Source organism: Endozoicomonas ascidiicola (assembly GCF_001646945.1).
Taxonomy (GTDB): Bacteria; Pseudomonadota; Gammaproteobacteria; order Pseudomonadales; family Endozoicomonadaceae; genus Endozoicomonas; species Endozoicomonas ascidiicola.
In genome coordinates, this window is record NZ_LUTV01000004.1 from 490679 (window position 1) to 503980 (window position 13302).

General features: G+C 46.9%; 16 protein-coding genes. 4 read left to right on the forward strand and 12 right to left on the reverse strand.

Annotated elements, in window-relative coordinates; genetic code table 11:
• Positions 1-6 precede the first annotated feature (6 nt).
• The 11 genes from AKL11_RS12805 to hppD form a co-directional block, all read right to left on the reverse strand.
• Positions 7-456: an NfeD family protein gene (locus AKL11_RS12805; protein WP_067517993.1), complete on the reverse strand. Its 450-nt coding sequence runs from the start codon at positions 454-456 to the stop codon at positions 7-9.
• Complete coding sequence (locus AKL11_RS12810) at positions 456-1376, reverse strand: SPFH domain-containing protein (protein ID WP_067517996.1); 921 nt, start codon at positions 1374-1376, stop codon at positions 456-458. The genes AKL11_RS12805 and AKL11_RS12810 overlap by 1 nt, the downstream gene beginning before the upstream one ends.
• A gap of 90 nt (positions 1377-1466) precedes the next feature.
• A complete protein-coding gene (locus tag AKL11_RS12815) occupies positions 1467-3545 on the reverse strand; it encodes a S9 family peptidase (RefSeq protein WP_157673548.1) in 2079 nt (692 codons plus the stop codon).
• An 82-nt stretch (positions 3546-3627) separates the two neighbouring features.
• On the reverse strand, positions 3628-3909 hold the full coding sequence (tusB, locus tag AKL11_RS12820; protein ID WP_067517998.1) for a sulfurtransferase complex subunit TusB: 282 nt from the start codon (positions 3907-3909) through the stop codon (positions 3628-3630).
• Positions 3909-4268 (reverse strand): sulfurtransferase complex subunit TusC, encoded by a 360-nt coding sequence (tusC, locus tag AKL11_RS12825; protein WP_067518000.1) that lies wholly within the window; start codon positions 4266-4268, stop codon positions 3909-3911. Before tusC ends, tusB begins: the two co-directional genes overlap by 1 nt.
• A 1-nt stretch (position 4269) precedes the next feature.
• Complete coding sequence (gene tusD / locus AKL11_RS12830) at positions 4270-4662, reverse strand: sulfurtransferase complex subunit TusD (protein WP_067518002.1); 393 nt, start codon at positions 4660-4662, stop codon at positions 4270-4272.
• A 93-nt stretch (positions 4663-4755) separates the two neighbouring features.
• A complete protein-coding gene (locus AKL11_RS12835) occupies positions 4756-5421 on the reverse strand; it encodes a Bax inhibitor-1/YccA family protein (RefSeq protein ID WP_067518004.1) in 666 nt (221 codons plus the stop codon).
• A 125-nt stretch (positions 5422-5546) separates the two neighbouring features.
• The gene (locus AKL11_RS12840) at positions 5547-6449 is read right to left on the reverse strand and encodes a DUF4892 domain-containing protein (protein ID WP_216636802.1); all 903 of its coding nucleotides are present in this window, start codon (positions 6447-6449) and stop codon (positions 5547-5549) included.
• 25 nt (positions 6450-6474) lie between these two features.
• Positions 6475-7332, reverse strand: a complete 858-nt coding sequence (locus AKL11_RS12845; RefSeq protein WP_067518006.1) for an alpha/beta hydrolase — start codon at positions 7330-7332, stop codon at positions 6475-6477.
• A gap of 146 nt (positions 7333-7478) precedes the next feature.
• Positions 7479-8264 carry a phenylalanine 4-monooxygenase gene (gene phhA / locus AKL11_RS12850; RefSeq protein WP_067518007.1) on the reverse strand — a complete coding sequence of 262 codons (786 nt, stop codon included), beginning with the start codon at positions 8262-8264 and terminating at the stop codon, positions 7479-7481.
• A 22-nt stretch (positions 8265-8286) separates the two neighbouring features.
• Complete coding sequence (gene hppD / locus AKL11_RS12855) at positions 8287-9363, reverse strand: 4-hydroxyphenylpyruvate dioxygenase (protein ID WP_067518479.1); 1077 nt, start codon at positions 9361-9363, stop codon at positions 8287-8289.
• 255 nt (positions 9364-9618) lie between these two features.
• Here hppD and AKL11_RS12860 point away from each other — a divergent pair, with 255 nt between their 5' ends.
• On the forward strand, positions 9619-9888 hold the full coding sequence (locus AKL11_RS12860) for an Lrp/AsnC family transcriptional regulator (protein ID WP_067518009.1): 270 nt from the start codon (positions 9619-9621) through the stop codon (positions 9886-9888).
• 27 nt (positions 9889-9915) lie between these two features.
• Here the strand turns inward: AKL11_RS12860 and AKL11_RS12865 are convergent, their stop codons facing one another.
• On the reverse strand, positions 9916-11145 hold the full coding sequence (locus AKL11_RS12865; RefSeq protein WP_216636803.1) for an integrase catalytic domain-containing protein: 1230 nt from the start codon (positions 11143-11145) through the stop codon (positions 9916-9918).
• A 58-nt stretch (positions 11146-11203) separates the two neighbouring features.
• Between AKL11_RS12865 and AKL11_RS12870 the strand changes: the two genes are divergently transcribed.
• The 3 genes from AKL11_RS12870 to AKL11_RS12880 all read left to right on the forward strand — a co-directional run bounded on the left by AKL11_RS12870 (position 11204) and on the right by AKL11_RS12880 (position 12911).
• Positions 11204-11485: an Lrp/AsnC ligand binding domain-containing protein gene (locus tag AKL11_RS12870; RefSeq protein WP_067518014.1), complete on the forward strand. Its 282-nt coding sequence runs from the start codon at positions 11204-11206 to the stop codon at positions 11483-11485.
• 19 nt (positions 11486-11504) lie between these two features.
• Positions 11505-12257 (forward strand): phosphonate metabolism protein PhnP, encoded by a 753-nt coding sequence (gene phnP, locus AKL11_RS12875; RefSeq protein WP_067518016.1) that lies wholly within the window; start codon positions 11505-11507, stop codon positions 12255-12257.
• An 84-nt stretch (positions 12258-12341) separates the two neighbouring features.
• Complete coding sequence (locus tag AKL11_RS12880; protein WP_157673549.1) at positions 12342-12911, forward strand: cytidine/deoxycytidylate deaminase family protein; 570 nt, start codon at positions 12342-12344, stop codon at positions 12909-12911.
• The last annotated feature ends 391 nt before the right edge of the window (positions 12912-13302 follow it).

A 13302-nucleotide genomic window follows, 5' to 3' on the forward strand; every position in this document is an offset into this window, starting at 1 on the left:
TCAGTCTCAACCCTGCTCGATCACTAAAAGTACCATCCCCTGACAGCCAGTCACGATCACATTGTGGCCCCGTGCAACTGATCGATCCGATTGAACCTTCCAGAACGTATCGCCGATCTGGAGTTTAGTGATACCTGCCGGAAGGTCGTGATCCAGCAAAACCGTTCTGCCAACCAGCTGCAGCGCACGGTTATTCAGTTCAGGGCTATCACTCTTATTGTTTACTTTGCGGAAAAATTTCCAATAAGCCACCGTAAAAAGCAGACTGCCAATACCAAACCACATCAGCTGAGCAGGCCAACTCACATCGGGGGAAATCCAGAGAATCAGCGCGACTAATGCCGAAGCGACAGCGCTGCCTAATAAAAAGCCACCAGCGCCCAAAGCTTCTGCTCCCAGAAAAACAAAGAACAGAATAAGCCAGTGCCAGGGTTCAAAAGACATTGCTATATCCATCAGCCATCCTTCCGTTGTGAAACGTCTCCAACCAGCTCCTTGATACCGGCAATAGAACCGATCAAACTGCCGGCCTCTAAAGGCATCATGACAATTTTGCTGTTGTCTGCAGAAGCCACATCTTTAAGCGCCTCAACGTATTTCTGAGCAACAAAGTAATTAATGGCCCGGTGATCACCTTCTGCAATGGCCTTGGATACACGACTGGTGGCCACTGCTTCGGCTTCTGCCAGACGTTCCCTGGCTTCCGCTTCACGTTTGGCCGCTTCTAATGCACCTTCTGCCTTAAGAATCTGCGCCTGCTTTGCACCTTCGGCCACTTTGATGGCCGCTTCCCGTGAGCCTTCTGCTTCGAGAATCTGTGCGCGCTTTTCCCGCTCCGCCTTCATCTGGCGTCCCATGGATTCAACCAGATCGGCCGGTGGTGCGATGTCACGCAACTCTATACGCGTCACTTTCACACCCCACGGGTCAGTGGCTTCATCAACCTTGGTCAGTAGTCGCTCATTAATCCGGTCTCGGTTGGAGAGCATTTCATCCAGCTCCATAGAACCGAGTACCGCACGAATATTAGTCATCACCAAATTCTTCATGGCGCGATCCAAATCATTGACCTCGTAAGAGGCCCTTACTGGATCCTGAACCAGATAAAAACACACGGCATCGGTAGTGACCTGGGCGTTGTCGGAACTGATCACTTCCTGGGGCGGAATATCCAGCACCTGCTCCATCATGTTTATTTTCTTACCGATAGCATCAACCACCGGCACAATGACATGCAGCCCGGGGGTAAGAGTGCGCGTATACTTTCCAAAGCGTTCGACAGTGTAATTGTATCCCTGAGATACGATTCTGACACCGGTAGTGATCAGCACGCCAATCAGTACGACGAAGACAATGGCGGTTATTTCCATACCCATGATGAGAGCTCCCGCTATAGAGTGAGGCGGGAGAGTAAAACCTCCCACATTATTATTCGGTTTAAACGTTCAGTCAGTGTACGACAGCAATCACTTCATACGAAAGCACTTCAGAATAAAAGCGTAATTGAACGCCTCTTCATCAATCCACTCATAACGTTTGCTGGCGCCGGCATGACCAGCATGCATATTAATATTGAGTAGCAACAGGTTGTCGTCTGTTTTTCGATCACGAAGTCGGGCAACCATTTTTGCGGGTTCCCAATAGGTTACCTGCTCATCAGAAATACCCGAGTTAAACAACATGGGCGGATACGCTTTTGCCTCAACATTGTCGTAAGGCGAGTACTGCATAATATAGTCAAAGTCACCGGAGTTCTCGACAGGGTTGCCCCACTCTTCCCACTCCGGTGGCGTTAATGGCAGAGAAGCATCACTGATGGTGTTAATCACATCAACAAACGGCACATCAGCAACCACAGCACCAAACAAATCTGGCCGGAGATTGGTCACAGCCCCCATCAACAAACCACCGGCACTGCCGCCATTAATGGCAACCTGCCCTTTTTGACCATAACCCTGATCAATCAAGTGTTCCGTCACATCAATAAAATCGTAAAAGGTATTCAGTTTATGTCGCATTTTTCCATCAAGGTACCAGCTATACCCTTTCTCATCTCCGCCCCGAATATGTGCAGTAGCGTAAACAAAACCACGATTCACCAGACTGAACAGTTTGGATGAGAAACCCGCCGTCATACCAAAACCATAGGAACCATAGCCGTATACCATTAACGGATTGGCACCATCGAGAGTCAGACCTTTCTGATGAATGATCGTCACAGGAACCTGCTCGCCATCTCGCGCCTTCACATATTCACGACGAACTTCATAGTTTTCCGGATCAAAATTTGGGGTTTCCCGGGTGTATAAATGCGTTGTGGAGGCCGTTGTTAAATCGAGTTCAAGCACCGTTGCCGGGCGAATAGGAGAAGAGTAATCCAGCCTGACTTTGGTGGCGTTATGATCCCAATCGCCGGAAAAATCCAGTTCATAAGCTTCATCTGGCATGGAAACCAAGTGTTCTTTACCCGATTCCATATCCACTACGATCAGCTCATTCAACCCCCGTTCATTGTTTTTCTGTTCGATGATCAGGTAATGACTGTAAAAATGGATTTCATCAAGACTGGTGGTTTCACTCTCCTTTCGGATTAGCTGCCACGCTGTCTGACCCCACTGCTGCACACTGGTTTTGAACAGCTGAAAATTATGGGCTTCATGAAGATTCGTGAGAATATAGAAATCCCCCCGATAGTGATCAATATCAAAGACTACATCATCCTTACCATGGGCAAACAGTTGGAAATCTAACGCCTTTCGAGGAGAGACATATACGACTTGGCTGGAGCCGCTGTTCAGGTAAACCATCAGATAGTCTCGATCTGTCGTTTCTCCCAGGGATAAAAACATACTGTCGAATTCATCGGGCTTTGAGTAAACCAACTCTTTCGCGTCTGGTCCTTTATGAATATTGACCCGATAGATATCGCGTCCTCTGGCCTGTTCATCGCGCTCAACAATTAATAGGTGTTCATCGTCTGCCCAGAGAATAGAACCGGTGCTGTTTGGGAAGAACCAGTTCAGATCTTCGCCGGTTTCAAGGTTGCGCACTTTAATCGTGCGATCCATAGAGCCCGTCAAGTTAAAGCCATAAGCCAGAAAGCTATTAATCCGATTAGTGACCGACGGACCAAACATAAATAGCTCTTTGCCTTCGGCTTCCTGGTTAACGTCCATATACACCGTTTCGGGAGCTTCCATGGATGTGTGCCGACGGCAGAGAATAGGATAGTTCTTACCTTTTTCTTCACGATAGTAGTAAAAATAATCACCTTTCTTCACTGGCCAGGATTGGTAGTCTTCTTTAATTCGGGAAAGAATTTCATCGTACAGTGACTCACGGACCGGCTGGTAATCTGCCATCTGCTCATCTTTATAGGTGGCTTCTGCTTCAAGATATTTCAGAATATCCGTATTTTTAAAATCCAGATCCCCTGCCACGATTTTTTGCCAGTTTTCATCACGGAGCCATTGGTATTCATCGATACGTGTCTGTCCGTGTTGTTCGATGGTGACCGGTATTTTTGCAGCAACAGGGGCGTTCAAAGGCGATTCCTCAACACTGATTAACTTTGCAGGTGGTTGTTGCAGAATAAAAACAACCACCAATATGATTGGATAATATAAACTAAAACCAAGAAATTACTTTATCATGCTCCAAGCTTTGCTCCACAAACTGCTCATAGTTTATGGCGAGACAATCGTCAGGGGCATGAATACCTCGGGCTTTAAGATCCTGATTCATGGCTATTAGCTTGCAGGTGGAACGTATAGTTTCTAATTGTCGTTTGCCAACCAGCAGCCCATATACTCCGTCTTCAATCAGTAAGATGGTATCGCCCTCAGCGACACTTCGCAGGCAGTTCTCAAAAGGCTGGCCCGTTTTATTGATGGTGTGCAGTGTTTTCATCAGAAATTCACAACCCTGCAATGCTGCTGAATAAATAGTGGCAATTCATCGGCAGAAAGTACCGTAACGCTTTCTTGAAGATCATCAAGGCTCAGGCCACGTTCATCCAACGACGTTTGATCAACATGGATTTCATCAACACCGTAAAGTGGTAATGCCTGCAACATGGAAGACAGGTTTTTACGGTCAATGCTGTTGCTATCCTGCCCTTTGACTAACTGATAAACACCGTCGCCCATCATCAGCAAATGGGTTTCCAGATCATAAGAGGCTGAAACCAGCGCAACATCCAGAGCTTCACGGGCAAACTGACCGTGATAGGGAGCGCGGGTTGAGATCACACAGATGGAATGACTCATATCAGCCTCCAAAGGTCACAAAACGATCGGAAGAAACAACACCATCCAAGAGTTGCCCAAGACCCGATAACTCATAACCTTCACGCAGATTATGAGCCGGCAGGCTGTATCGCTCAGCCTCACGACCATCAATCACTCCTCTTCTCAGAGCGGCTGCAATGCAGACTACAGCATCCAGTTTGTTTTTTTGCACAAACGTTTGCCACTCATCAGGAAGATTCATTTCATCCTGAGGCGGCTGAGCCAAACCAGTGGCCACATTCACACCATCTTGATAGAAAAACAGCCGAACAATCTCATGCCCCTGAGACACCACTGCCCGGGCAAATTGCAACGCACTGTAGGGTGCCTGACTGTTGGCCGGAGCTCCGTAGATGGCCAGTGCAAACTTCATGGAATGAACCTTTATAATGACTATCGAATGATCTTAACAGAAAACAAAAAAGCCCCACCAAACGGTGAGGCTTTTTCTTTAAACAGATAGCAATCAGTCGTCACTGGCACCCAGCAAGTGAAGCAGTGCAGTAAACAGATTGTAGATATCCAGATACAGAGAAACGGTAGCGCGGATGTAGTTGGTCTCACCACCGTGAATGATACGGCTGGTATCAAACAGGATAAAGCCGGACATCAGCAGCACAATCAGTGCAGACAGTGCCATGCTGGCAGCGGGCACATTGAAGAACATCAAAGCGATACTGGCAACCACGGCAACAATCAGACCCACCATCAGGAAGCCACCCATGAAAGAGAAATCTTTACGGGTAGTCAGCACATAAGCAGACAGAGAGAAAAACACAATAGCGGTTCCGCCCAGAGCCTGCATGATTAGAGATGGGCCGTTAGCCATTCCCAGATAGTGGTTCAGCATTGGTCCGAGGGCAGCACCCAGAACACCGGTAAAGGCAAATACAGCGACGATGCCTTTGGCAGAATCCGCCGTTTTGTTCACGACAAACAGCAGACCAAAGCCTACCAGAGAAAGAACCAGAGCCGTCATCTGGCTGATTTGCAGAGCCATGGCAACGCCAGCAGTGAAAGCACTGAACAGCAGAGTCATGCCCAGCAGCATATAGGTGTTGCGGAGAACTTTGTTGATCTCGATACCAGCACCGATGCTGGCCGAAGCTGTCATTGCAGGTTTGCGATCCATCTTGGTTATTCCTCTATCTGGATGTCTATTTTGATTATATCAGACCGTTCTGCTAGGGCTATAGTTTTAACAATTCCTGACAAACCATTACCTTAGCGTGATCCTACGTGGCACACAGCGTAACATCAATTCCATAAAATGCCTTCCAGAACCAAGTCCTGATTATTACCCTTTATCGACGCCCCACCACAACCTTTGCAGAGTGAAGTGTGAATTCTGTACCGTTCTTTCGATAAATCCTGTTGATTAAGGGTGTTTTCCAGCTCTGCAGCCCACTCGTTCATTCCGCTGATTCTTTGATCATACTTGGAGATTCCGTCGGGCAGCTCCCCACGAATGATAAAGAGCGCCTGAGAACCTTCATCGTTTTTCAATTGGCTGGTGAATTGGCTGAGCCGCTTTTCCAACGCCACCTTATTAGAAAGAATCATTGCAAAGCCAGAATCAGAACTGGCCTGAATACCACCTTCCGGCTCAAAAATATCTACCAGTGTGTAAACTCGGCCATTACCCCGTTTGACGGAATACACAAAATAGACAGCGCCAGCCTGTTCACCAACAAAGTAAGACTGGGCTTTGTCCTGACCGTACAATCTGGGAATTTTAAAGATGTCGTTGGCCCAAAAGTTACTGGCACCACAGGAAAAGCTCTGACATTCAAAAAGCGGCTTCACGCCCAGCTCTTTCAATCTGGTAACAAAGAAGTCATAACCCTGCTCACTGCCATGCCCTGATGGCAGCTGATACAACGTTCGATGCAGCATGCCACTTTGCCAGCGGGCATTGTCTGAAGTAACCACGCCATTGACCCGTTTCATCCGGCTGGTGATCACCGGATGATTTTGTCGGGCTTCCTTGATGGATATTTCGACCTTGCCGTTAGGGTAAGAAGGCAAAGGCTCACGGGCGCTGTAACCAATAGACGGAAGTAGCCCGATAAGCAGGCAGGCAATAAAACGCCTCACCCCAAGGGAACGAAAACCTGCGCTCTGTCTAACTGGTGCTGGTTGCAAAACGATATTCACCATGCCATCCCCTTGGTCACTTATCACATCATACCCCAGAGCTGAACACAGAGTTAACTACTGCAGCAACCGATTCTACCTGATCGTCCATATGCAGATGGTGATGACCTTCCATGGCATGAAACACAAAATGTGGCAGTTGATGGGCAAATTCATTCACTATTTGCCCTGATATCCCTTTACTGGCATACACAACATGTGCCGGACAAATCACGTCATTCGGGAAAGCCAGGGTTTGTTCCAGAGTGAATCGTGTGGGCGACCCCAGCTTCAGCCTTGCATCGTGAGTCCACACCCAACCGTCATCCACTTCCCGCATGGATCTATCCACCAAAAGCTCAGCAGATGCGGAAGACACTTTGAACTCACTCAGGGTTCTGGCTCGAATGGCCTGTTGTTTTGAACGGTAGACGGTTTTCGGTAATTGCTCCGTCGGTGTCTGACGCTGCAAAATATATCGGGTTAATGCACCAGGAGACTCTTCAGGCTTGCGAGGTCGGGGGAAAAGACCATCAATGGCCACCAGCCCGGTCAAACGATCTTTTAAAACCGAGCCTGCCGCCATGGTACATACGACAGCGCCCAGAGAATGACCAACCAATCCGAATTTATCCAGCTTCAAGGCTTCTGCGATATACAACAGATCTTCAACATAGTGCCAGACATCGTAGCTGAAACCAGCAGGCCGATGTTGAGAATGACCGTGACCCGCCTGATCCACAGCAATCAGCCGAATTCCCTGAAGGTGAGGTGCCATAGGTGTAAAACTGGCGAGGTTATCCAACCAGCCATGCAGTGCAATCACCGGATGCCCCTCAGGATCACCCCACTGTACCGCTGAAAAGGTTAAATGCGGTGTACTGATGGTGATCGCCTCAGGCTGCATCAAGAATTCCTTATGATCGAAAACAATAAAAACAAAGAAAAGAAGATAATAAGAGTAAGGCTGGAAAGATACAATAAAGAGGATTATCCACGAAGAGGCTATCTACGCAGGGGCTATCCAAGAAGAGGCGCCTCCGACCGCAAGCGTTATTTATCAGACTCAAACAGTGGCTCAAGCATAGGCATCGACATGGCCTGATGAACCAACGCCATTAAATCCAATTCACAAAGGCGTGTCATTTCCTTTAAGTCCTCCAGTACATAGTAAACGGGCTGCAGGATATCAATGCGATAAGGGGTTCTCAGAGCCGTTAAAATATCAAAAGGCGCACGAACCGGTATCGAGCTCTCCAACGCATAAGCAGTTTCACCAAAGCTCGAAAGTATACCACCGCCGTATATTCGCAGGCCTTTTGATGTATTGAGAAGACCAAACTCAACGGTCATCCAATACAGCCTGGCTAAATACGCTCTTTCCTCTTTAGTTGCAGAAAGCGCCAAACGGCCATAGGTTTCGGTAAAATCCGCAAACGCCTGGTTGGTTAATAATGGGCAATGGCCAAATATTTCATGAAAAATATCCGGCTCTTGAAGGTAATCCAGTTCCTCCCGAACCCGGATAAACGTAGCGACCGGAAATTCTCGATTAGCCAGCAACTTAAAAAACCGATCAAAAGAAATCAGAGCCGGCACTCGAGCGACACCCCACCCGGTTCGTTTTTTCAATACGCCATTAATTTCATCAAGCTGGGGAATTCGATCCGGTGCCATGGACAACACCTCAATGCCTTCGAAATACTGATCGCAGGCACGTGCTTCCAGCTGCTCTATCTGGCGCTGATAGAGCAAGCTCCAAGTTTCATTTTCTTCATCGGAATAATGAATAAAACCCGAATTATCCGGCATTCGAGCTTTATATTGTGTTCCTTCCATGGCAGACCACCTCTTTCAGGCATTATAAAACGCCGCGCTCTATTTGATCTCGCTCAATACTTTCAAACAGCGCCTTAAAGTTCCCTTCACCAAAACCCTCATCACCTTTTCGTTGGATAATCTCAAAAAAGATTGGACCGATGACCGTTTTAGTAAAAATCTGCAATAGCAGACCACCGTCTTCCGTAGGCGCACCATCTAACAGGATATTATTGGATTTCAGTGTATCTACATTTTCATGATGCCAGGGCAGGCGTTCAGCCAGCATGTCATAGTAAGTCTCTGGCGGACCCGGCATAAAATCTGTGCCACTGTGTCGCATATCCGGCACTGTTTTGTAGATATCATTGGAATAGAGAGCAATGTGCTGAATACCTTCCCCATGATATTGCTTCAGGTATTCTTCAATCTGGCTTTTATCATCGGATGACTCATTGATTGGAATCCGCAGCTTGCCGCAAGGGCTGGTCATGGCTCTGGATTTCAGGCCCGTTAGCTTTCCCTCAATATCGAAATATCGAATTTCTTTAAAATTAAATAGGTCTTCGTAAAACGAAGCCCATTTGTTCATATTACCCTGATGGGCATTATGGGTCAGATGATCGATATAACTAAGCCCAAGGCCTTCTGGTTCAGGATCAACACCCTCATTAAATTCAAAATCATTGTCGTAAATAGAGCCTTTGTCCCCATAGCGGTCCACAAAATAAATTAGACTGCCACCTATCCCCAAAATAGAAGGAATAGTCAGTTCACCAGCACCAATCTGGTGAGCCGGGCCTGGTTTGCACCCCAACCTTAATGCTCGCTGATAGGCATACTCAGCATCTTCCACCCGAATACTGAAAGCACAGGCACAAGGTCCGTGCAACTGAGCAAACTGCTCTGCAAAAGAACCCGATTCACGGTTCACAATAAAATTCACATCACCCTGCCGGTAAAGAGTGACTTTTTTGGAACGATGTTCTGCAACACGGACAAAACCTAACTGTTGAAACAGCTCATCCAGCACCGTTGAATCCGGTGCCGAATACTCCACAAATTCAAAGCCATCGGTGCCCATTGGGTTTATATCGCTGATTATTCTTCGCTTATTCATGGCCATCCCTCACCTTCTTATATAAAAAGTATACGACTGACCCAATGCAAAAGCCTTGCGTCCTGCAGGCCACTTTTGCATGATGATACAAAGGTTTTGTATCAGGAAGATGGCCAATGACTTTAATGTGCGCTAACCCGGATATTATAGAAACAGCCTCCTGATTCTCTCCTTAATGATCGGCCATTCAATACTTAAAATAACAACTCCACCCTGTTGTGGTTTAAAACATAAGCGGCGGATAAGGAGTGCAACATGAACAAAAACCCTTTGGATGCCTTCGACCTGAAGCTATTATCTGAACTTCAACAGGATCACTCGTTATCGCTCCATCTGCTGGCAGAGCGCATCAATTTATCATCCTCTCAGTGCTCAAGACGGATCGCCCGATTGAAAGAAAATGGTTACATCCAAAAACAGGTGACGGTGTTGAATCCGGTCGCCGTCGGACTCAATGTAGAGGCATTTATTACCGTTCGCCTGAATAATCATTCATCCGATAAGTATTTTCCAATCCCAAAATGAGCCTGAAAAGAGTATAAACCCATGATTTCAGGCCTTTCGCTTAAAGATGCCTTGAAACAGTGATTCTCTGGCAGACTGCAGTTGCTGGGCAGCCTCGTTATCACTCATTGATTCAGCCTTTGACTCCAATGCATGCGGCGGAGTTCCTTTCTTCAAATATTGCGTCCAGTCAGGCAAAGATTTCAGTTTTTCATAAGGTGTCATCATGTTTTCGTAAAGGTAACGTTTTCTCTCTTTGCCTTTTTCATCTGTTATCGTCTCCGGGAAAAAGCAAGGCCGGTGAAAATTGATGTAAGGTGTCAGGTAATTTTTGTTAAACGCATTCACTTCTGCAGCATGATGTTGCGGTATATGAGCATAGCCCAACATTTTTCTGATGATGGCTCCGTTTTTTGATTCAACAAGTGCATTGTCGTTTGTTTTTCGTGATCTGGATTTTGTGAATTTTATGTAGCGGCTATCCAATAAACTTGCCACCGGATAGTTGATGTACTCAGAGCCGTTATCGGAGTGAAAACCCTGTATTTTAAAGGGAAAAGTCGCCAAAAGCTCTTCGAGTACCGGTATTAGAAAGTGCTCGTTGATCCGCTCAACGGTGCAGATCACTTGAAACTGAGTAACTTCATCCACCGCATTAATATGGTAAAGCCCTTTGACCTTATCCTTATCACCCTGATGTACTGTATCAATTCTGATATAACCGGGTTGACCATTGGGTCGCGGTTTGCGTCGAGTACCAATAGCACGATTTACAGGTCGGGTGACGTTTTTATGCAGGCGAACTGTCTGATAAGTCTTTGACTGCCGCAGGTTGTAGAGGTGCGAAACAGAGATGCCAGCCAGTCGCTTATAGCGACCATCTCCACGTTGATATGCTCGCTCACAGATCTTCTTTATTGCAGGCCCATTCAGGCCATTATGAAGTCGGTCAGTCTCGGCAAGAAGGCGAATGTCAGCCTTGGAATACTTTGTCTCAAACCCCTTCGTTGTCCGTTGTTTGCGCTTGAGAAGCCCCAGATTCAGGTATTCTTTAATTAGCCGGGTTATTTGCGCCCTGGAATAGCCTGAAGCGACGATCAGATAGCGTTTGATCAACCCTTTCTCAGGCTTGCTCAGAGTGCGGTATCGAAAGTGATTGAGAGTGTCTGCAATCCATTGATAACACTCGTCTTTTGACTTCCAACCAGGCTGTATCTGCGGTGTAGCCTGAAGCAGCTCCTCCACCTGCTGGAGCGATTTGATGAGCCGTGTGTCCATTATGATTTTCATCCAGTAATTTTGGACGAAAGATCAGAAATCACAGGCTCATTTCATTTTGGAAACAAGGGCTCCGTTCAGGCTCATTTCATATTGGAAGAGACTCGATACTGCAAATTATTTTAAACAGGCTATTATCAATTTCGCGCCGGTATTGGAGTGTCATGCCATCACCGGCAGTGACGGCGATTACCTGCTCAAAGTCGTGGCAAAAAATCAGCAGGCTCTATCGCACTTCCTGATGGAAGAGCTGATGAAAATACCCGGTGTTAGCCAGCTTAAAACCGCAATGACGCTTTCAGTGATAAAATCAACAACAGAGTTGCCACTGGGAATCTAGATAGATTATGGAGTTTCCAATGAAGTTCACCCTGCTCGGCACAGGCAGCGTTAAAGGGTGTCCCGTGTATGGTTGTGACTGCCCTGCCTGTATCAATACGCTGATGAATCCTTTTCTGACCCGGCGACCGGCCTCTGCGACCCTTGAGTCCGAAGGCGAGTTGATTCTCATTGACGCCGGTCTGACCGATCTTGAAGACCGCTTTCCCGCGGGTACTTTACGACAGATTCTGCTCACTCACTATCATATGGATCATATTGCCGGGTTGTTCAGCCTGAGATGGGGCAGTGCCCTTAACATTCCGGTCTATGGACCAGACTGTGATGATGCCCCTGTTGAGTTAATCAAACACACCGGCATTCTGGATTTCACACAGTCAATAACACCTTTTTCCCGCTTTCTGTCCGCTGGCATTGAGATCACACCGTTGCCTCTGAAACATTCCCGTCCAACCTATGGATACCAATTTCGACGAAATAGAAAAAACGTCATCTACCTAACAGACACCCTTGGGTTGCCTGATGATACATTGACTTATTTAGCCCGCGACTCTATCGATGTGATGATCATTGATTGCAGTTATCCGCCTAATCTGGAAAATTACCCCGGTGCCCATAACAATCTCACCGATGTCATTCATCTCCACGAAGCTATTCATCCAACAAAAACCATTCTGACCCACATAGGCCATGAGATGGATCACTGGATGAACACCAACACACTCCCGGAAAATATTGAGCCCGGCCATGACGGTATGGTGATTATGGTTTAAAAAACCCGCTTCAGAGCAAACCATCCAATCTCCGACTATGATGATTCCTTAATCCTATTGTTAATCATTGAGAGTAATCGTTAGATGTCCGAATACACAGAACTCATGGGTGAACTTCTGGAGCTGGGTGCCAGCGCCAATCCGGCGCTGCCTTTTACCGCTTGCATATTGGATGCCTCCGGCCAAATTCTGGTCACCGCTTGTAACGCCAGCCACATCAGTCCGCTTTATAGTGCAGAAGGGCTTGCCCTTCACTCTCTGGCCAGTGAGTTTGATTGTCGAGACCAACAACCTCTGACCTTGCTGACGACAGCAGAGCCAGATGTTTTAAGTTTGATGGCCATATATCGTGCCAGACGTCAGGGCATCAACATTAATCAAATCGTCTACGCCGTGCCTCGTGCAAAACTGAAAACGCTGTGGCCAGATGACCCTAGCCAGAGTCTTGAGGAAGGTTTGAAACGGTTTCCTGAAAGCTTTAGAAGCTCAATGTCTATTGAAGGCGGCGAGCTGGCTGATGAGTGTTTCGATGCGTTCGAAGAAGGAAAAATGCTAACCGATAAAGGTGAGGCACCACTAAAAAGTCTGGATATTGACCAGTACTGGATGACCGGAGACTGGTTATTGGATGATTGGGAAGATTTTGAAGAGTAATGTTTGAATCTATCATCAACCAACCTTAAAGGCAGAAGACAGTGACGCTTCTGCCACTCACTTTCTGATAACAACACCGCCCGAGAAGCACGCCATAAAACTGTGATCACCCACGCTGGGCAATCACTTTTAAAGAGAAACGTCAATGCCCAACCCCACGTAAAGGCCTGTTTTAAGAGCGCTTAACCACTCATCCTTGATACAAACCATCAATCAAACCAAAGAAAACAGGCACAAAATAACAATTTGTCTCTACGCCAATAGATTCAATATCTACAGGGAAGTGCCCCATAACTCGCCCACTTTGACGCCATGACTATATTTTCAATACAGATTCAGATTTGCTCTCTGTTGGAGAGAAAGCACTTTTGAACCACCTTGCGAATTTCTC